This is a genomic window from Spongiimicrobium salis (assembly GCF_043678055.1).
GTDB classification, from domain to species: domain Bacteria; phylum Bacteroidota; class Bacteroidia; order Flavobacteriales; family Flavobacteriaceae; genus Spongiimicrobium; species Spongiimicrobium salis.
Genome location: NZ_JBHEQA010000001.1, coordinates 58,502 through 79,228 on the forward strand (window position 1 = coordinate 58,502; position 20,727 = coordinate 79,228).

General features: G+C 40.1%; 13 protein-coding genes. 2 read left to right on the forward strand and 11 right to left on the reverse strand.

All coding sequences use genetic code 11. The annotated features are described in order from the left end of the window. Position 1: 1 nt before the first annotated feature. The 3 genes from ACEXOE_RS00280 to ACEXOE_RS00290 form a co-directional block, all read right to left on the reverse strand. Positions 2 to 742 (reverse strand): TolC family protein, encoded by a 741-nt coding sequence (locus ACEXOE_RS00280; protein WP_394746715.1) that lies wholly within the window; start codon positions 740 to 742, stop codon positions 2 to 4. A gap of 2 nt (positions 743 to 744) precedes the next feature. Next, on the reverse strand, positions 745 to 1,944 hold the full coding sequence (locus tag ACEXOE_RS00285) for a sugar transferase (RefSeq protein ID WP_394746716.1): 1,200 nt from the start codon (positions 1,942 to 1,944) through the stop codon (positions 745 to 747). A gap of 264 nt (positions 1,945 to 2,208) precedes the next feature. Then, complete coding sequence (locus tag ACEXOE_RS00290; protein WP_394746717.1) at positions 2,209 to 2,586, reverse strand: response regulator transcription factor; 378 nt, start codon at positions 2,584 to 2,586, stop codon at positions 2,209 to 2,211. Positions 2,587 to 3,079: 493 nt separating this feature from the next. Between ACEXOE_RS00290 and ACEXOE_RS00295 the strand changes: the two genes are divergently transcribed. Continuing rightward, a complete protein-coding gene (locus ACEXOE_RS00295) occupies positions 3,080 to 3,931 on the forward strand; it encodes a CPBP family intramembrane glutamic endopeptidase (RefSeq protein ID WP_394746718.1) in 852 nt (283 codons plus the stop codon). A gap of 14 nt (positions 3,932 to 3,945) precedes the next feature. Here ACEXOE_RS00295 and ACEXOE_RS00300 read toward each other — a convergent pair whose 3' ends face one another. The 8 genes from ACEXOE_RS00300 to ACEXOE_RS00335 all read right to left on the reverse strand — a co-directional run bounded on the left by ACEXOE_RS00300 (position 3,946) and on the right by ACEXOE_RS00335 (position 17,071). Further along, a complete protein-coding gene (locus ACEXOE_RS00300) occupies positions 3,946 to 4,614 on the reverse strand; it encodes a potassium channel family protein (RefSeq protein ID WP_394746719.1) in 669 nt (222 codons plus the stop codon). 77 nt (positions 4,615 to 4,691) lie between these two features. Then, positions 4,692 to 7,805 carry an efflux RND transporter permease subunit gene (locus tag ACEXOE_RS00305; protein WP_394746720.1) on the reverse strand — a complete coding sequence of 1,038 codons (3,114 nt, stop codon included), beginning with the start codon at positions 7,803 to 7,805 and terminating at the stop codon, positions 4,692 to 4,694. A gap of 47 nt (positions 7,806 to 7,852) precedes the next feature. Next, a complete protein-coding gene (locus tag ACEXOE_RS00310; protein ID WP_394746721.1) occupies positions 7,853 to 8,938 on the reverse strand; it encodes an efflux RND transporter periplasmic adaptor subunit in 1,086 nt (361 codons plus the stop codon). A gap of 20 nt (positions 8,939 to 8,958) precedes the next feature. Next, positions 8,959 to 11,343 (reverse strand): TolC family protein, encoded by a 2,385-nt coding sequence (locus ACEXOE_RS00315; RefSeq protein ID WP_394746722.1) that lies wholly within the window; start codon positions 11,341 to 11,343, stop codon positions 8,959 to 8,961. Between the two features lie 192 nt (positions 11,344 to 11,535). Then, positions 11,536 to 12,135 (reverse strand): Crp/Fnr family transcriptional regulator, encoded by a 600-nt coding sequence (locus ACEXOE_RS00320; RefSeq protein WP_394746723.1) that lies wholly within the window; start codon positions 12,133 to 12,135, stop codon positions 11,536 to 11,538. Between the two features lie 72 nt (positions 12,136 to 12,207). Next, positions 12,208 to 14,313 (reverse strand): serine hydrolase, encoded by a 2,106-nt coding sequence (locus ACEXOE_RS00325; RefSeq protein ID WP_394746724.1) that lies wholly within the window; start codon positions 14,311 to 14,313, stop codon positions 12,208 to 12,210. A 234-nt stretch (positions 14,314 to 14,547) separates the two neighbouring features. Then, the gene (locus ACEXOE_RS00330) at positions 14,548 to 15,867 is read right to left on the reverse strand and encodes an NHL repeat-containing protein (RefSeq protein ID WP_394746725.1); all 1,320 of its coding nucleotides are present in this window, start codon (positions 15,865 to 15,867) and stop codon (positions 14,548 to 14,550) included. Between the two features lie 85 nt (positions 15,868 to 15,952). Further along, on the reverse strand, positions 15,953 to 17,071 hold the full coding sequence (locus ACEXOE_RS00335) for a helix-turn-helix domain-containing protein (RefSeq protein ID WP_394746726.1): 1,119 nt from the start codon (positions 17,069 to 17,071) through the stop codon (positions 15,953 to 15,955). 256 nt (positions 17,072 to 17,327) lie between these two features. Between ACEXOE_RS00335 and ACEXOE_RS00340 the strand changes: the two genes are divergently transcribed. Then, a complete protein-coding gene (locus ACEXOE_RS00340) occupies positions 17,328 to 20,597 on the forward strand; it encodes a S41 family peptidase (RefSeq protein WP_394746727.1) in 3,270 nt (1,089 codons plus the stop codon). The last annotated feature ends 130 nt before the right edge of the window (positions 20,598 to 20,727 follow it).

Below are 20,727 nucleotides of genomic sequence, written 5' to 3' on the forward strand. Positions count from 1 at the left end.
CCTAGAGCTGTATTTCAATGCCTACAGTTCCTTCGAGTGCTTTAAGAGAAATTAAAAATTCTGCCCTCTGTGATTCAAATGAACTTATAGCTTGGTTCAACATTTGCTGCAAACGCGTATATTCCGTTACATTAATAGCGCCATTGGTAAAATCCTTCTCCGCCCGTACTGATTGTACCTTATAGGTCTCCACAATGGAATTTGAAATAAATAATAGGCGATGGGCTTTGATCAAGTCATTGTATTGTTTTACAATGAGCTGTTCCAATTCCCACATGGCAAATTCTTTCTGGTATTTGGATTTTTTTGCCTCTGCTTTGGCATTCTTAACCTCTCTTCCCCTATTGAATATGGTGGAGAGCGGCAATTTTATAGAGGCACCTAGAGTGTAACGGCTCTGTTCTGTGGAAAACAAGGTCTGACTCCCAGGATCTCCGGCAATTTGCTGATTACTTAGATTATCAAAAATCCCATACCCATAACCTGCATCCAGATTAATGTTACGAAGCCAAGCCCTTTTGGCAAGTACTACTTGCCCATCCCAATATTCATAATCCGCATCAAAAAATTTAAGCCTTGGGGAATTATTTTTGGCAATGGCGATAAGGCTATCCAATTTTGGTAAGCGTTTTGAAATATCATTCTGTTCGAGGCCCCTGTTTACGAAATCGTTCATGGATTGGCCAAAAGACAAAGTCGTAATTACAAGAAGTAGCAATGTTACTGGGAAGCGGTTATTCATTATTATACATTTTCTTTTTGGAACACCGCTTTGAAGGTTCGTATGATAATCCACATGTCGTACCAAAAAGCATATTTGCTTTTGGCCATTTCAACATATTTGTTATCCAATTCTTTTCGTTCCTGAGGGGACATTTTAGAAGATCTTCCCCGGGCCTCAACCTGCCAAAGGCCTGTGATTCCCGCGGGACCATTAAATCTTTTGGTCCATTCGTCCGTGGTCAGTAGTTCTGCTTCATATAGGGGCAAAGGCCTATTTCCAACAATAGACATATCTCCTTTCAGGACATTGATCAATTGTGGCAGTTCATCAATACTTAATTTTCTAATAATTTTTCCTACTTTGGTTATCCTAGGGTCATTGTCAAATTTTATAAAGGCGCTTTCTGTCTCTTCTTTCTTTGATTTATTGAAATCCAGCTCACTGATTTTCTCGTCATCGCCATACAGAATAGTATCATTTACCTTAATTGCAGTGTCTTGTGTTTTTTCAGGAGTTGTTACTTCCTTTTTTTCATCCGAACCGGCATACTGATTCAAATGCTCAAATTCCTTCATGCGTTTGTCGGCATCAGGATACATTGAGCGCAGTTTCAGGAAATTAAAAATGCGGTAATCCGTTCCCACTCGTTTTGAAACATAATACACCTTCCCTTTAGATTCCAAACGGATGGCAATGATGAACAATAAAAGAAATGGCGAAGCCACCAACAGGGCCGTACTGGCTACGACAATATCAAAAATTCTTTTTAAGGGTCTGGTTTTATAGGGTTGACCATCATCTTTCGCTTCTAGAATATTATTTTCTTTCAGGTTGCTTTTTAAAGCTTTTAGAAAAGTAATCCGTCCATGCAATTTATCCAGATTCATGGGCCGGGTATACAAATCGTCCACACCATTTTGGATAGCTTCTTTGCGCAATTTTGGATTCCCATCATGACTCAATAGAATAAAGGGAATGTTTTTATTTTTGAGGTTGTCCTTAAAACTCTTGAAAAAAGCAAGGCCACTTTGACCAGGGAGTTTGGATTCGCAGAGCACGGCTCCAATATCATTGACTTCTTCAATGGCTTTTGAGGCTTCCAAGGCATTTTTATAAGCGGCTATATCTGTATTTTCGCCTTTTTTGGCAAAGGCATCAATAAAATCAGTATCGTTGCCGATATAAACGATGATGGAATTTTCTGTGCAAACTTCTAACATGGTATGGTTTTATTATTTAGTTGAAATACCCTAAAACAACAAGTAGTCTTATTAAAACTTAAATGTAGGATTTATATTACTTTTGATATAATTGTTGTTGTGTACCCCTTAGAATTTGTTGTGTACATGAGGTATCAATGGTTTAGAATAATCACCATTCCATGCGGTGTTTGCATTCAAGTTTGCGTGGGCTATTTGGTTCTTTTTTGTACTCACCTTGGGGGAAACTTGGTTGATTTGAAATGGTGATTATAAAAATTATGTTTATTGATTCATGGCCGTTTTCTCTAGGATATTGTCTATTCTAATCAGTAATTCTTCTGGATTAAAAGGCTTTACCATATAATCATTGGCTCCAATTTTCAAACATTTAATGCGATCCGCGCTGTTGTCTCTGCAACTAAGCACAATAATGGGGATATCTGAAAAATAACCGCTGGATCTGACATTCTCAATTAATCCAAATCCATCCATTTCCGGCATTTCCAAATCCGTTATAATTAAATCAGGAATGTCTCCTTGCTGAAGAAACTCCAATGCCTCCAGACCATTTTTCTTTGTAATTACTTCATGTTTCTGCCCAAGAAATTGGGCGACCATAGCACTTAATGACTGCTTGTCATCTACAACTAGAATCTTCATTTTTTGCATTTTTTGTAGGTTTATACATTATTGTTATTAATATCATCCGCAAGCGGACGTATGGTAGATTTGGGATAATCTAAATACATGATATTGATATAATAACGTATTTTACGATATATATTGTAAGTATTTTCTTATTTTTTATTTATACTTACTTCCCTACTACACTGTACACGTAGTATCCTATTACTACCATTTTAGTTCTAAACGCATCAAATGAATAACTAACATTAGATTGCTTTTTTACGGTCTCACTGTACCTACTCTTTTAGCATTCCTGCTTTCGTACATCCTAAAAATACAGGCAATCGCAACGCACAAAATAGGGTTGTAGATGAAATACCTTTCTCTAGAGCCCAATAGCACTTTTCCATCGAGGAGTGAAACGAAAAGCCGCTTAACTCGTCTTGCTTCTAGAAAATAGTTATGATGTACCGACTCAGGCAACTTTTTCGCTTTGTTCTGCGTCTTTATTACTAAAACAACCTAAATGAAAAAAAGATCTCCCTTTTTGTTTGCCATCATCAGCCTTGTTTATATTGGCATAGTACTACTAGTCCCTTTTGACCGCATGTTCCCTGAAACCTACTTCACCCCATTTCAAATTGAATACCTGGCCTTGACTACAAAAATGACTTTTCTCTTCCTATTTGGATTGGGCGGTATCTTAAAATATGGATTGAAACCAATATCCGGTCTCTCCTCACGAGAGCCCTGGTCTTTCAAATACCTTAATCTTATTCCTATTTATCTTTTCTTAATAGGTGCTTCCGGCTTAATAGGCAAAGAGCTATCCCAAGTATCCCTATTTAACTTCGCTTTGTTATTGACGGCCTGCCTCATGGTAGGTTTTGCAGAGGAATTTATCTTTCGTGGATTTTTGCAATCCCTTTTTCTGAAAAAGTACGCGTCCCAGACTAAAGGTATTTTCAGGATTGCTTTTTTCCCCGCCTTGTTTTTTGGTCTTTCCCACTTCTTCAATTTATCCGTTAATGATAATGTACCACAAGTCATTGTTCAGGTCATTTATGCGGTATTCATTGGTTTCTTCTTTGGCGTTTTGTTATTAAAAACCAATAAATTGATTCCGATTGCCGTTACGCATGGACTTATCAATTTCTTCTTTCTAAGCAGCAGTTTACCAGGACTTAATGAGAATACTGAAGCGCCTGTTATCGCAGATCAAGAAGTGGATCTGGTCTCGCAAATAACGGCCTCAGTTGGTCCCTTGATTTTATTTCTCCCTTTATTTTTAGTAGGTCTATTCTTGTTGCGAAAAGTAAAAAAAGAACATGCATTGAAAAAGTTGGCACTCCTGGAAGAATCAGAAACTGTGCTATAAGCAATGCTGCATTTTTAGGATTCTTTGGTGGAATGCCGAATGTATTTTTCCACTACCACCGCAGTAATGATTACCATGTAGAACTGCCCCATTAATCCTACCAAGATGGCCGCTTTTTGGGCCACGGGCGTCGTAGGTACGATTTCACCATAACCAATGGTCAAAAGGGTAATATAAGCATAGTACATTATGCCATCGGCCCTAAGGTCAAAATTATCCTGATCCAATAAAGGTCCCTGAAAGGAAGCTGGAGCTATAAGTTCAATGGACATGAACAATAGAAATGCTAGAAAACCTAAGGAAATATAGCCACTCATTAAACCCATAATTACATTTTTATCCACAATCTTTGCGCTCCAAACCTGATGAATAATATTCCAGGTGACAATGCTATAAAAGATAAAATAGATAGACATTCGCAATAAGACCTCACCATTACCGGTCCGTGTAATGAGACTTGAACCAAATACTCCTGCCGAAATCAAAAACAAGCAAATGAGAAACCACATGAGTTTTCTTCGTTTCGAAATCAATAAAATCCCTGCACAAATATTCAACAAGAACAATAAAGGCAATAAAATATGTTCGTGAAACTTCTGCGGTACCAATAAGGAACTAAATAGGATAAAAACCTGTGTTAACAGAAAAAATTCAAATCGGTGTTTATATAGTCGTTTCAACATAGTGCTAGGTGTCCATACAATCTTTTGATGTTTTATAGAACCATTGTATTCCTTTTAATGGTGTTTCCTCAATTCCCTTAGTCTTCCAGTAAGGCCTCATCAAACGTATAATCGTTATAGCTTATCTTAAACAATAAACTGTAAAAGGAAGGAATAAAAATCAATGTTATGATGGTACCAAACAATAGTCCGATCATAATGCTCACCGCCATGCCTTCCCACATTTCACCTCCACTCAAATACAAAGGAATAAGTCCTAGAACCGTAGTAAAAGTTGCCAACAAAATAGGTCGAAAACGTTGTAAACAAGCGGTGATGACCGCATCTTGTTCCGTTCTGCCCAAATCTTTCTGTTCCACTTCCATCCGATCTACCAATACGATAGCATTATTGATAACGATTCCGGCTAAAGAAATGACCCCTAAAAAAGGCATAAAGCCAAAAGCCTCTTGAAATATCAATAAGCCAATGACCACTCCAATAATGGCTAAGGGTATGGTCAGAACGATCATTGTCATTTTCCGAATCGAATTGAACTGAATGATCAAGAGCAGTACAATGATAAAACCTGAAATAGGCAAATATCCAATAACGGACCCCATGGTTTTTGCCGTGTTTTCGGCATCTCCTCCAAATTTATAGGAATACCCTGCTGGCCATAGTTTTGCCTGTTCTTCCAACCAAGGCGTAATTTCATTAGTGATACTACTGGCATTTGCCCCTTCTCTCAACTCACTACTGATGTTGATGGTACGCAACAGATCCAGGCGTTTTATCTTGGCATATTGCCATTCCGGAACAATAGATGCCACTTGGAGCAAGGGAACGCTCTTCCCTGAATTTTGAGCAAAAATATTCATGGTTTCCAGAGAGGCCAAAGATTGTTGTTGGTCCTGATCACTTCTCATGATAATGGGAATGGACTTATCATCTTCCCGATATTCTCCCGTTTTAAATCCATCCAATACCGTGGAGAGGGAAGTAGCAATGTCTTTACTACTGATACCGGCCGATTGTGCTCTATTCTGATCCACATTAATGATAAACTTCTTACTCTTAGGGCCCCAATCGTCCTTTACATTTTTCGTTCCTGTTACTTGCGAAAGTCGCAATTTTATTTGTTCCGCAAGCCTGGAAAGTTCATCGGGGTCATTGCCCGAAACTTTTATTTCTATAGGGGTCCCTCCCCCGCCTGCTCCAAGAGCGGATACCTTAATATCGGCATTGGGGAATTGATTGAAGGTAAAATTATCCAAGCGGGCAATCATGGCATTATTTTCATTGAACGAAGAGGTATTGACCAAAATATGAGCATAGTTGGAATTTGCTTCATCTGGGCTATACCCCAAATCGTAGGATTCCGGGCCTTCACCAATATAAGAAGACCAGTCTAGGATACCCAGTGGTCTAGAGGCATTTGTTTTAAGGGAATCTGTCATGTATTGTTCCAATTCATTGACCAGATCAGCTGTGGTTTCTATCCTATTCCCCTGGGGCAAATTGATATCTACGGTAATCATATTTCTGGCACTATCCGGAAAGAAAATAAAAGGAATGTATCCAAAACCATAGATAGAAATGAAAAATGCCACAAATATCCCTAAAATCACCTTCTTTTTATGTCGCAAGGCCACCAAAATAATGTTTCTGTAATAGGATTTCATCCAATTGATGGTCCTGTCTACAAGACTTGGTTTTTGTTCCCCTTTGGGCGTTACTTTCAAGAACAGATAACAAAACATGGTAATAATGGTCAGGGCGATTAACCAAGACGAAGACAATGCAATGGTAATTACCACGAAAATAGGGCCAACAATATCGCCCATGGTCGTTGGGGAAAGGTAAAAGGCCAAAAAGGCCGCAGAAGTGGTCAGGGTAGAAATCAGAAGGGGCATCCATAATTCTGAAAAAGCTTCTTCCGCAGCTTTCATTTTCTTAACCCCTTGCTCCAGTTTTACCATAATGGTTTCTGCCACTACAATGGCATTATCTACCAACATTCCCAGTGCCATGATCAATGCTGCAAGGGTCACCTGATTCAGTCCCATATCAATGAGCCCCATGATCATCAGGGTCATTATGGTGACAATAGGAATTAAACTTGCAATCACAAAGCCCGTTCTAAATCCTAAAAAGACAAGCATTACTACCAGCACAATACCAATGGATTGCATTAAATTGACCATAAAGTCACTTACTTGACCATCGATAAAGGTATCTAAGGAAGATACACGGGTAAGTTCTAATCCTATGGGCAGGCGCTGTTCCCATTCTCCCACCAATTTATTGACCTCTTCACCCAAAGCTACGATATTGGCATTTTCTTTGAGGTTAATGTGTAATGAAATGGCCTCTTTGCCATTTATCCTTACTTTCTGTTGCGGGGGATCGATATACCCTTTATCTATGGTCGTAATATCTCCTAATTTCACCAATTGTGTTCCGTCCCCAACCGAAATTAAGGTTTCCCTAATATCTTCAACAGAGCTAAAATTTCCTGTAGGTTCCAAGATGATACGTTCGTCCCCAACATTGATTTGGCCTCCAGAATTGAGGATATTGGTCGCCGCAATGCTTTGTTGCAACCTGGAAGCAGATAAGCCGTATTCCTTCAATCTGGTATTGTCGAACTCTACAAAAATACGTTCTTCTTGAGCGCCTCCCAGTTCAACCTTGGCGGCATCTTGCAGTTTGATAAAATCGTCTTTAATATCATCGGCATATTCTTTCATTTCGGTATACGAATATCCATCAGAAGTGAGGCCTACAACTATACCATACACATCTCCAATACCATCGTCGTCCAAATTGGGGGTTACCCCTTCGGGCAGCCCTTCAATTTGATTCAACTTTCTTCGTAATCTATCCCAAACCGATTGCATTTTTTCTTTGGAAACCTCATCCTTTAAGGTAACCGTCACAATAGATAGGCCTGTTCTGGAAGTACTTGTTACCTCGTCCAACTCTGGAAGTTCCTGGGCTTTTTTCTCTATTTTGTCCGTTACCAATTGCTCTACACGCTCTGGCCCTGCCCCGGGAAATTGGGAGATTACCGTGGCAACCCGTACGGTATAAGGAGGCATACTATCTTGGGATAAATTAAAGTAGGTAGAAATCCCCAAAAGGATGATAGCAGCCAGCACCATAAAGGTGATACGGTTCTTTTCTATAGAAAATTTTGCTAAATTCATAGGTTAGCGTCTTTTAAGTTCTTGTTGCAATCCCGTTGGGATTCCCATTATTGTAATTTTACTTCTTGTCCGTCCAATAAGGTCTGTAAGCCGGCAGTAGCAATTTTTTGTCCAACAGATAGTCCCGATCTCACTTCAAAGCCTTCCCCACTTAAATTTCCAATGGTGATTTGCTGTTTTTTCACTTTGGCATTCTCCCCTTCTTCTTGGACTACAAAAACAAATCTCCCATTACTATCTTCTCCCACGGCATTTACAGGAACTACCAGTACGGAAGTATTGTTGCTGCGATCTCCAAAGTCAAAAGTTACGTTGGCCGCCATACCACTTTTAATTGCCGTACTAGGATTGCTGACAGTTACCCTTACGGGATAAGTTGCTGTATTGGAGTCCACTGCCGGAGATACTTCGGTAACTTTCGCGTTAAAGTTTTCATTGGGAAGGGAGGAAAAAGCCACCTGCACTTCCATATTTTCTTTCACTCCATTAATGACACTTTCCGGGATACCTAAAGAGATTTCCATATCGGTACCGGAATTTAATATCCCCACGACCTGTCCGGCCTGAACGTTCTCGTCTATTTCGGACGAAATTGCCGCTATGATGCCATCTTCAGGGGCATAGATATAGCCATAGCGAATCTGTTCTTGTTGAATATCCACTCCTCTTTTGGCCGATTTATGGCTTTCCTCCGCCGTTCTAAAGGAATTTTTTGCAGCTTCGAAATCGCTTAAGGAAGAACTTCCTTTTTCGTATAGGGAGCGAACTCTATTTAAGTTGAGTTTGGCCGTATTCATTTGCGAGGCGGCACTGTTCAATTGGGTCAAGGATTGCTCGTAGGCCAAACGGGACTGTACATTATCCAATTTGGCCAATAACTGGCCTTTTTTTACTTTTTGTCCCAATTTTATATCAAAAACCGTGATAATCCCTGTATTTCTAAAGCTCAGGTTAATGATTTTATCCGTTTGGGCCGTACCGCTAAACGTGCGTACTTTCCCCCCACCTAAAAATCCAACTTCCTGATACTTGACGGGTCTAACAATTTTTTCCTCTTTTTTTTCTCCACCACCACAGGAGAACAAGGCAAAGGCAAACAAGATTGCAGAGAAAAAGTGAAGATTACTTTTCATAATGATATATTTTAACGAGGTTAGTTTCTAGTATTCAAAAATTCAAAAAAACGTTGTCTGAAAGCATCATTGTCTTCATCGGAATTCAATAAAAAATAGTATCCCAAGAAGCGCTCCAACTGTAAGGAACTGATCAGAAAATTGTAGGTAGCATTGACCCTACTCAGTTGAGCATTGAGATAGTTATTTTGTGCATCCAATAATTGCACAATATTTACAGCACCATTGGAATAGGAAGTTTGGGTAAGTTCTAAAGATTCTTTTGCCGTTTCTTCAGAAATTTTAGAAAGCTCAATATTAGATACTTGATTCACCAAATTCAAAACGCCATTCCTCACATTGACTGCAATGGCCAGTTCGGTATCCAGCGTATTGATTTCCAATTGCTCTTTCTGTATCAAAGCCGTTTTTTTATTGATATTATTTTGATTTCTATTAACGATAGGTATGGAAAGGCTCAGACCAACATTATAGTTATTGTCTACCAATGCAAAACCTTGGGGTGCCGTACTTCCTGCTCCAGATCTACTAAAAGTCTCATTGTATTGCCCTTGGAGTGACAAGGTAGGAAGAAAGCGTCCGGGTCCATTAAGTTTGATATTCCGTTCCGTTGCGGCTATATTGTATTTTAGCGATTGTAATTCAGGAGCGTTTGCATAGGCTTCTTCGATTAAAAAATCGATAAAGGGATCTCTTAAGGTAGGATCATCCAAAAGGTTGGTCAACTCGTCATAGTTGTATTTTTCAAACACTCCGCTTCCGAGATCCACATCCTCTACATCAATTTCCAAATCAACGGGATTGTTCAACACTTGATTGAGGGCTATAAACCCTTGTTGCATTTGATTAATGGCTTCTACCATACCTTGGGTATTTTGGGCCATTTGACTGCGAAAACGCAGCACATCGGATTTCCCGGATTGCCCGGCTTCAAAATTCTGTTCCGCTATCTGCAGGTTTCTCTTGGTCAATTGTAAATTCTGCACCTGTATCCTTGTATTTGCCTTTAAAATCAATGTATTGAAAAAGGCATTGCTGGCATTGAAAATGACATCCAATTCGGCAGCGTTGAAATTTTCCTGCTGTGCTTTTTGCAAATTTTTCTGAATAGCAATACCGGCATTTGCCGATTCTGAAAATAAGGTTTGATTCAAAGTAATATTTCCCGATGTGGAGAACTCCGGATTTTGCCCATTACTGATTTCGGCCAAATTAGGGTCTACATAGGTTCCCGTACCTGATGCCGTTATGGAAGGCAGATAGTTGCTCTTGGCCGATTTCACATCTTGTACCGCCAATTCTACATCTTTTCCTGTGGAACGTAGGCCAAGATTTTCTTTTAGGGCATCATCAATTACTGTTAATAAACCATATTGCTTCTCTGAAATTGCATTTTTGTTCTCTCCTACAAAATCCGTTTCGCTGATCAAGCTGTATTTAATAGGTACATTGACCAAGTCGGCCGTATTATAATTGATGGTCAAACGGGGCGCATAATCAATATATACCGGAAGCTCTGCCAAAGGTGTGCCATTGATATAGGATTCTACGGTAAGGGCGATACGCCTAAAAAATTGGCCTAAAGTTTCATCAGATTGATTGGTCGCCATAATTCCAGCTTCCACGTCGTCTACTCCATTACTGGTAAAAGAAGGTAGTTTCCTTGCAATAAAAGCTTCGGCCAATTGTCTGTTTTCTTCTTGAGAAAGGAAAAATCCGCCTGCCAGATATACCGCATCTATTCCTTCTAAATTTCCAATAATATCAGCAGTGTTCTCAAACGGAATAAGTTTATAGGTGGCCTCCAACTCCTGAAGTTCTTTGTCAAAAGTGGCTTCCCAAGGTAAAAGGTCCAGAAGGGGTTTTTCAATGACAATACCCAGTTCTTTAAATCCTGTTAGCGTTTTGAATTTTTTCAGGTCCTCCAGATAAGAGCGCGATTCTACCAAATAGGTGAAGTTGTGGATACCCGATGTTGTTTTTGAAAAATCTAGGGTGCTCATATCCTTATTGACCGCTCCAAACAAGATTACGGGTTTTTCATAAGTGGCCAGCGCATTGATGATCTGATTGTTCAATGATCCGAAAGCCAAAATGATATCGGTATCGTCGTTCAGCAGTTGATTGTAATTCTGCCTTGCTTTCTCTACACTGTAATCATTGACCAAGATGCGCTCTTTAGGGAAGTTAATGGTAGCATCTTCCCCTACTACTGCCTGTATCTCTGTCTGCAACTTTTGAACAAGCGGTGTCAATTCAGCGGTTTGATTATCTAATAGTGTTCCAATGGTATAGGTTGTTTTCTTTTGTGAAAAGACAAGTACAGAAAACAACAAAAACAAGAGTAAAGTGGTTTTTTTCATGGGTTGGTCAATTTTCACACTTTCTTGAAAAACAGTTTTCATTGCGTATTGAGCTTTATAAATTAAGAATAAAAACGGCTTAAGCCAAATCCATAAAACTGAGAGCACAGAATTCATGAATTTTTGAAAGGGCGAAATTACAGACAATAAAAATAAAGGGAATTGAATTAATTCAAGTTTTGAAAAGGTAAAAACATCATGAATTTTGTTAGATTGTTTAGTTATGACTTGATCCTATTCATTTTTATGGGAAAGAAGCATGGCTTCTCGTTGTATTTTGCTATACCATTCGGGAGTAATTCCCATAAAATGCGCAATATTTTTAGCAGGAATTCGAAGAAATATTTCAGGGTAATGCGTTCTCAGGTAAGCCAAAAACTCCTTGGGCGTATATGCAATCATATGATTTCTTATTTCGTCTACTTTAATAAAATTGGCAATAATATCCGTACGATAAAATTCATTCATCGCTGGATATTTCTCCACCAAAACATCTACTTCCTGCTTACTTACCTTAAAAACAATAGCATCTTCCAAAGCGGTTATTTCATACTTCGTCGGTTGATTCAAAAAATAACTATCCATACATACAATGCTATCAAATAGGCCATCAAAATAAAACCAGATGGTTTTGCGAGATCCATCCAAAGAAATCAGAGAAGCATCAAAACTACCTTGTACGACCAAATAGGCATTGGTATCTACTTGGGAATAAGGTATTAACACTTCTCCCCTTTTTAGATACATTATTTTGGTATGTTTTTGGACATCCTTCCAAAGCTCATCGCTTACTGGAATGATTTCCTTCATTTTTTCCAATAGCTTTTCTATCATATATAGCAGTATAAGAACGAAATGTATTAAAAAAGAATAGGATTTACTTTCAAATCCAAAACAAACTTCCGTTTAATTCTCAAAAAGTATATTTCCCAATTGTAAGACATCTTCTGGAAGACCATCCTCTGAGTTTACTAGAATGGGCATATTCGTAAGAAGTGCTACGATCGCCCCTTCATCCGGGTAGAGTATTAAAACAGCACCTGAAGAAGGCAATTGCCCAACATGATACCATATTCTCCGGTTATTTGAATCCTTTCCAATGTACCAACCCAATCCATAATTTGTGGGTTTTTGATCGATCTCATATTGCGTTTCAAATAATTTATCTTTTAAGCGAGAATCAAAAAAATCTCCATATAAGAATGCATTCCCAAATTTCAACAAATCTTCCGTAGTCGAAATTAGCCCTCCCGAGGCATGGGAATAGCTTAAATCATAGGGTTTTGCTTCTTCTTCGTTAGTATAGTAGAATTTACTTTTATGTACTAGGGTACTATCGGCAACATCTCCGTAGGTATTGGACATTCGTAGGGGTTTCCAAATAGCACGTTGCATATACTCCAGATACGGTTCTCCCGAGGCTCCTTCAATGGCCGCTCCCAATAAGGTATATCCATACGAAGAATATAAAAATCGGTCTCCAGGTTTTGCTATTAAACTATCATTCTTAAAGATGGAAATTGCGGCGGTAACCGTTTCAAAATGTGGGTTGTTGAACAATTCGTCCCAGCTAATTCCATAGTAATCCCGTATCCCACCTAAATGCCCAGCTAATTGACGCGGAGTTAGCGTATATTTTTTTTCAGGAAAAGAAGGAACATACGTTCTAACATCTGTATCTAAATCCAATTTCCCTGCAGCAGCTAATTTAATCATGGCCGCCGATGTTATTGGCTTGGTCACACTGGCAATTCTAAAACGTGTTTGGGGATCCACTTTTTTTTGATTTTCAGCGTCGGCATACCCAAAACCTCCAGAAAACACCATATTCTTTTTTGAACTTATGGCAAGCTGCATGCCCAAAACATTGTATTTCTCTTTAAATTGTTTCCCCCATTTTTCGATTTTAGCATCGAGTGTTTCTTCCGACTCACTTGTGCCCTTGTTCGTAATTAGGGCATCATCTTCCAAAGCTGGTAAATTCTTGGAAGCTTGATTGCTCATCAAAACTTTGGCCGATATGATACTCGTTTCCCTTCTCCATTCCCCAAAGCTATTCTCACGGGAATAACATTTGTAGTTTTTCAAATCCGATTTGGTACTCGTGTCCCCAAAAATGATCATGGGTATTGGCGCCCCAGTGGAAAGGCCTGCAGTGGGCACTTTTTCTCCATCGACCACAACCGTATCCCTCTTAATTTTATCCGGGTTTAATTCTACGTATTCATGTAGCTTACGGAACAAATTGATACGGTCTTCATCCTCCAGAATCCATTCGAACATCAAAAAGAAGGATGCTTCGTGTATCTTAAGCTTATAGGGCGACAAGTCAAATTTCAACCAACCTCTTCTCATATCACTTTCAACCACCACACTTTCTGTAAGGATATCCTCCCCAGGTAAATTATTATTTGAAGCATCTACTTTCAGAAATCGTACACGTACTTTAAATTTTGGTTCTGTATTTCTGGAAATAAACAATCGGGCTTCATTGATAAAGGACAAGTCTTCCTTTTTTTCGATCAATAATGCCATAGCGCCTCCAGCAGTTGCGGAATCCACCATCATTTTTCCCTGCACAAATAAATTCTTCTTACGATTTCCCAGCCAAGAACGTTTTAACTTCTCCTTCCTTTTAGAAGCGGTTAGTACCACCTCATCAAGGACAATCTCTTTTTCGGCGAGATAAACCATTATTTCAGTTACTCTAGAGAAGGATGTAATAGCTATAGCTTTTTTTTGATATCCAATCGCTGAAAACAACAGGTTTTCTTCCGAATGAGATGCTGGGATTTCAATAGAGAAACTTCCATCGCTATTGGATATAGTTCCGAAAGAAGAGTTCAGAACACCAATGTTCACATACGCGAGTGGTGCTTTATTATTTTCGGACATTACATATCCCTTAAGGGTCAATTGTCCAAAAATTGGAGTTGCCACTCCGAAGAACAGCATCGCTATTTGAATTCCAATTTTCAATTTTCTTATGGAAAAGATCTGTGGTCCTTGCATCAATTTCTGGTATGGTTTTAAGCTTCTAAAGATACTTTAGTGTTTATTATAATGCTATTCTGAATTGTTAATCTAACTATAAAAATCAGTCCTTCCCATCCTAGAATATGGTTTATTAGACAAAAACAACAGATTGAAAAATATACTGTTTTCATATTCTTTGGAATGGGAAGCAACTGATTTTCTTCCTTTAGACACTGTCTCTTTTAGTTGAATAGTATCAGCAACAAAACTTTAAAACTGAATTTGTCGCAAGCCAGGCCTCCCAAATTGGGAGATGTAAAGAATACGCCTTTGATCGTCAGCCGCAATTCCATTGGGACTGGAGAAAGAGGCCACACCTAACTCCCCATCGTTGACCCCTTCACTCCCGGTTCCCGCAAAAAGTGTCACAGTACCATCAAAATTGATACGATAGATATTGTGATCTCCGATTCCTGTAGCATATATGGCATTTTCAAAAATCGTCATATAGCCAATAGCAAAGTTTGCTGGAAGATCAGGTACCTGGGCGATAAGTGATACCTCGCCCGTATTCGCGATACTCAAGATGGCCGCCGTACCGAAATTTGCCGTAACCACATTTCCGCTAGCGTCAATATCAATGCCCACGCATCCGGCCAATCTACTATCTGTGGCAAATAGGGATATGGTTCCGTCCGGTGTTACTCTATGTACCGTAGGGCTTACAAAATTGGCCACATAAATATTATCGTTTTCATCTATGGTCAAGCCAGAGGGCCATCCAGCTATAGCTCCAACAGTCATGCTGGTTCCATCAGGAGCCACTTTGATCAAATCTCCTGATACCCCTTCATTTTCATGGGTAAAATAAAAATTTCCCTGACTATCCAAAACGCCTCCCATAGGGGCACTAAAGCCTGTAGCTTTTTCACTAATGTCTCCATTAGGTGTCACTTCATACACGGTAGTACCATCTCCCATGCCAGTGGCATTATTGAAAGTTCCAAAATCGGAGGCAAAAATGATGCCTTCCTCAGAAACAAATAAGCCATCATTCGCTGGAAAATCGCTGATCAAGGTAGCTACTTCCAATTGGTTTACGATGGAAAAGGGTGTAGAGGGGGCCGATAAAACGGAAACCGCTTCATCATTAAAAGTACCTATACTAAGCACAAAAGCCACATACATTGTATTTTCCATAATAGATTCCCCATTGTAATCCAATTGATTTTCGTTCAAAGAGACGCCAGCAGGAATAAAATCATTGGATAGGGACAAGAAACGCTCTTCCGAAAGACCTTGAGCCCCTACTTCATCAACATTCCCTTCTGCCCCCTGGGGTATAAAGAAAATTCGGTATTCGGTAATAAAACCATTGTTTTCGGCTTTGTTCAAACGGACTTCCAAATCACTTGGATTCCTGTTATTTTGAATATCCGAAATTCTGGTGATCAGGGCTTGGAAGGTAGAAGCATCAAATTCCGGACCTGCTATGGAAGCATCGTCGTTCTTACAGGCCGAAAGGAGAAAAACACTTATTCCGCAGGCCAGTATCACGGATCGTAATTTAATTTTTGCTATTGCTTTCATTTGTACGGTTTTTAGGATTCATATGGCCCGAAAGTAGACCTGAACCGTACAATTATCGCTTCTATGGGCACAGACGCACGTCCCCTTAGGCAACCTTACTTTTTTTTATATAGTCGCTCGGAGTCACCCCCATACTATTTTTAAACACCTTATTAAAGGTAGTTTTGGAATTAAAACCAACATCTATTGCAATGGCCAAAATGGTATGTTGTTGGTGTTCTTGATTTTCTATTTTCCGAATAAACTCCTGTATCCTATGACCGTTGATATAATCATAAAAAGTAGTCTGATATACCTGATTCAACAACCAAGACAGGTTATTGGAAGAGGTATTCAATTTTTCGGCCAACATCTTCAGTGTAAGGTTAGATTGCAGAAAAACCTGTTCTTCAACAATGAAGTAATGCAATCTCTTTTGAAGTTTTTGAATTTCTTCTGGTTTCAGTCGGTCCTTTTCCTGCTTGGTCTTGGCTAAAATAGGTATCCTGAAAATTTCGGGCTGCCGCAAACTGAAATACCCAACGCAATACATGAAAACGGGCATGGAAACCCACATGGTTTCGTACGAGATATAAGGAATCCCAATCCTAAAGAAATAGGCACTTATGAAACTAAGTCCCCAAAGTCCCAAAAATAGGAGTACTGTGCCCAACAACACTTTTAGAAAGGTATAGATACTCTGATGGTATGATAGTTCCAGAGCTTCCTGTTTCTGATACCCTCTTACCAATAGAAAAGTTTTTATCCAATAGCATACTAAAGAAAGTAAGCCGGCCACTTCCACGATGAAAAACATAAGGTTGAGTTCTCCAGAAGCGTACATCTGATTAAAGGTCGTGAGCGGAAAACTAAGGGTCCAGATATAATAGCTTAAGCTCCCAGCGGCTAAAATGTAATGGGGCCATTTCAAGGAAAAGGGTTGTTTTTCCAAATAAAGCAATCGTCTTACATACATATAAAGTAAAGGCCCAAAAAGAAAAATCGTGGTATCTACAAGAATTCCCAAGCGCCATATCCAATCTGCCGAAATGCGGTAAGCGCAGATTCTTCCAAATAACATGACAACGGCAATCAACAACATAATGGACAAAACTTTATTTGCACTCTTGTTCCTATTATGAATTAGTTGAAGGGCCATTGCTAAAAAAAGCCCCTGGCTGACCCCTAAAAATAAAATGATATCAATAAAAGTAAAAGATCCCATATTCGTTCAATAATCTATGCTAAAATAGTCCGAATCTAAGTGCATAAGGTCCCGTTGGTCACAAAGGGACGTTAAAAGACCTAAACTTAACAACATTTGCATAGGAAATAAAGCGATCCTAGCTTTCTTTTTTAACTCAGGGCCAAGCATCATTAAAAAACCTGAGTAGTGATAAAATTTAAAAAAGATTCCTAAGACCGCGAAAAATTACATAATTTGTGCAAACACATATCAACTTAATCAAAAAACGACACGTATGAAATCCATACCAAAAATTTTAACCCGCTCGGTTTTTCTTTTGGCGTTCTTATTTTTAGGAGCTCCTATACTGCATGCCCAAGGAACACGTCTCTTGCGTCAACCGGACATCAGTGCTTCCCAAATTGTTTTTACCTACGGCGGCGACATTTGGGTATCCTCAATAAATGGAGGTAGCGCCAAACGTATTAGCAGTACTCCGGCTGTAGAATCCAACCCTTATTTTTCACCAGATGGAAAATGGATTGCTTTTACGTCTAACCGTTCCGGAAGTAATGCCGTATATCTTGTCTCTGCCAATGGTGGGGAAACCACACAACTTACCTGGCACCCTAGCGGGGCACTGGTCAGGGGATGGAGCAATGATGGAAAACACATTATCTATGCTAGTGGTCGGGAAACCGCGCCGCGGCCTTATAATCGTCTATGGAAGGTTCCCGTGAAAGGCGGGGCTCCAGAATTGATTCATGCCCAATGGGGTTTTGATGGGTCGATATCCCCTAATGGAAAGCAAATTGCCCTAGATCGCATGAGCCGCTGGGACAGTGAGTGGAGGGCCTATCGTGGAGGGCAAAATACCCCCTTGATCATTTTAGACTTGGCTACTTCGTCCGAAACATTATTGCCCAACGATAGTTCTACGGATATTCAACCCTTATGGATGGGCGAGATGGTATATTTTCTTTCGGATCGGGATTTGGTTTCCAATATTTGGTCGTACAATACCAATACAAAGGCCATTGCCCAAGTCACTCGATTTAAAGGGTCCGATATCAAATGGTTAGCCGGTCACAACAATACACTGGCTTACGAACGGGACGGATATTTACATCTTATGGATATCAGTAGTGGAAATTCCACCCAATTGGATATTGATGTAATAGGTGATTTTTCCTGGGCAGCGACCAAATGGGAAAATGTCACCAACAGGGCTCGTTCTGCTTCTTTATCCCCCAATGGAAAAAGGGCCATTATGGAATCTAGAGGAGATATTTTCACCATTCCCTTAGAATTTGGGGATTCTAGAAATATTACCCAAAGTTCGGGTACGGCAGACAGAGCCCCCATATGGTCTCCCAAGGGCGATAAAATTGCTTGGTTCTCCGATAAAGACCGAAAGGGGTATGCCTTGTTGGTGGCCACCCAGGATGGACTTTCCAAGCCAGAGCGTATTGGAATCGGGGAATCTAAAATGGCATGGGATCCCTCATGGTCCCCTGATGGAAATTATATCGCCTTTGTAGATGATGACGTACGTTTGCGCGTTGTTGATCTTAAAAGTAAAAAAATTGAAACCATTGCCGTCGGAGGCACCAACCTTGAACGGGGTTCCATTGAAATGAAATGGTCTCCCGATTCCAAATGGATCGCTTTTTCTAAAGCGGGCAGCAATAATTTCAGACAGCTCTACCTTTGGTCTCTAAACACTAAAAAAGCCAATGCGATTACGGATGCCTTTGCCGATTCTTTTTCTCCTGCTTGGGATTTAAATCACAAGCAATTGTATTTTCTGGCCAGTACCAATATTGCCTTGCGCTCTGGATGGGCCAATACGAGTTCTATGACGGCAGCTCCAGAATATGCGGCCTATGTGGTAAACCTAAAAAAGGACGATGATTCCCCTTTTAAACCCAAAAGTGACGAAGAGGAAATAAAAAAAGAGGCAGAAAACCCAAAAGATCCCAAAAAGAAGACAGAAGCTGGTAAAAACGGAAAAAAGAAAGCCCCAAAAACCGTAGTTATTGATTTTGAAGGCCTCAATAGACGCACATTGCCCTTACCTACTCCGGTTCGGGATTATCGTTTTATACTTGCCGGAACCGAAGGCACCGCCTTTATTGGGGAAAGAATTCCCAATAGTAGAGGATTAACCTTGCATAAATTTGATTTAAAGAAAAGGGAAGCGAAAGAATTTACCAGTAATGCCAATCAGGTTTCCATCACCTCCAATGGCAAGCATATGCTCGCCAACATCAATAGGGCGTGGAAAGTTATTGGAACCGGTGGCCCCAATGCCAAAGGCGGGAAAAACCTCAAGGTTTCCCTGCAAATGAAATTGGATCGGAATGCGGAATGGGAGCAGATGTTTGAAGAGGCTTGGCGGTACGAAAGAGATTATTTCTACGATCCCAACCTTCACGGCAGAAATTGGAATGCCGTACATAAACGCTACGCCCCATTGGTTCCTTTCATTAAACATCGCAGTGATTTAACCTATATCCTAGATCAAATGAACGGGGAGCTATCGGTAGGACATAGTTTTGTTTTCGGTGGGGACTTCCCCCAAGTGGAACGTGGACAAGTAGGATTGCTTGGTGCCGACCTGATTCCGGAGGGCAAAGCATGGAAAATTGCACGTATCTACACCACAGAAAGCTGGAATCCAGGCTTGAGCGGCCCCTTGGATGCTCCTGGTTTAAATATTAAGGAAGGACATTTTATTGTAGGCATCAACGGAAAAGAATTTGCCTCCAATTCCAATATTTACGAATATTTGGATGGTACTTCTGGGAAACAAACGGTACTTCACCTCAACAAAACTGCAAATTTCAAAGGTTCATGGCAAGAAGTCGTTACCCCTATACGCAGTGAGAATTCCTTGCGACAACGCACTTGGGTAGAGGACAATCGCAGAAGGGTGGATCAATTGTCCAATGGACGTTTGGGCTATATATGGGTTCCCAATACCGGAGGTCCCGGATTTGTATCCTTCAATCGCTATTACTTTGCGCAGCAGGACAAAGAAGGCGCGGTCATTGATGAGCGCTTTAACGGAGGTGGTCTTTTAGACGACTATATGGTAGACTTAATGACCCGTAGTTTACGGGCAGGGCTGACCAATGAAGTTCCCAACGGTACTCCTATGAAACTTCCCGCCGGTATTCTTGGGCCCAAAGTTTTGCTGATCAATGAGCTTGCCGGTTCCGGGGGTGATTTCTTCCCTTGGGTATTTCGCCAACAAAAAGCAGGGAAACTTATTGGGATGCGTACTTGGGGTGGTTTGGTAAAATCCTCGGTGCATTACGGACTTATTGATGGAGGAGCATTGACTGCACCGGATAATGCCGTCTTTGATCCCATAAAAGGCGAGTGGATCGGAGAAAACAAGGGCATTGCTCCGGATATTGAGGTGCGACAGGATGCCAAGGCCTTGAGCACGGGGAAAGACCCCCAACTGGAACGAGCCGTAAACGAACTTTTAAAGACTCTTGGACCTAAGAAGAACGTCAATACACCAAAATATTCGAGCCCGGCTACAGGTAACTAAATAAAAAGGAAGTTGGAAAAGTGTTGTTTTTAATACCATGATCTAACACTTTCTTTCTGATTTTATAGGATATGATCTAAAAAGCTTGCAAATACAATTTTTGCAAGCTTTTTCCGTTTTTATAACAATC

Excerpts from the sequence above, each read along its gene's own strand:
- ACEXOE_RS00280 (WP_394746715.1), bottom strand. The coding sequence starts at position 742 with ATGAATAACCGCTTCCCAGTAACATTGCTACTTCTTGTAATTACGACT.
- ACEXOE_RS00285 (WP_394746716.1), bottom strand. The coding sequence starts at position 1,944 with ATGTTAGAAGTTTGCACAGAAAATTCCATCATCGTTTATATCGGCAAC.
- ACEXOE_RS00290 (WP_394746717.1), bottom strand. The coding sequence starts at position 2,586 with ATGAAGATTCTAGTTGTAGATGACAAGCAGTCATTAAGTGCTATGGTC.
- ACEXOE_RS00295 (WP_394746718.1), top strand. The coding sequence starts at position 3,080 with ATGAAAAAAAGATCTCCCTTTTTGTTTGCCATCATCAGCCTTGTTTAT.
- ACEXOE_RS00300 (WP_394746719.1), bottom strand. The coding sequence starts at position 4,614 with ATGTTGAAACGACTATATAAACACCGATTTGAATTTTTTCTGTTAACA.
- ACEXOE_RS00305 (WP_394746720.1), bottom strand. The coding sequence starts at position 7,805 with ATGAATTTAGCAAAATTTTCTATAGAAAAGAACCGTATCACCTTTATG.
- ACEXOE_RS00310 (WP_394746721.1), bottom strand. The coding sequence starts at position 8,938 with ATGAAAAGTAATCTTCACTTTTTCTCTGCAATCTTGTTTGCCTTTGCC.
- ACEXOE_RS00315 (WP_394746722.1), bottom strand. The coding sequence starts at position 11,343 with ATGAAAACTGTTTTTCAAGAAAGTGTGAAAATTGACCAACCCATGAAA.
- ACEXOE_RS00320 (WP_394746723.1), bottom strand. The coding sequence starts at position 12,135 with ATGATAGAAAAGCTATTGGAAAAAATGAAGGAAATCATTCCAGTAAGC.
- ACEXOE_RS00325 (WP_394746724.1), bottom strand. The coding sequence starts at position 14,313 with ATGCAAGGACCACAGATCTTTTCCATAAGAAAATTGAAAATTGGAATT.
- ACEXOE_RS00330 (WP_394746725.1), bottom strand. The coding sequence starts at position 15,867 with ATGAAAGCAATAGCAAAAATTAAATTACGATCCGTGATACTGGCCTGC.
- ACEXOE_RS00335 (WP_394746726.1), bottom strand. The coding sequence starts at position 17,071 with ATGGGATCTTTTACTTTTATTGATATCATTTTATTTTTAGGGGTCAGC.
- ACEXOE_RS00340 (WP_394746727.1), top strand. The coding sequence starts at position 17,328 with ATGAAATCCATACCAAAAATTTTAACCCGCTCGGTTTTTCTTTTGGCG.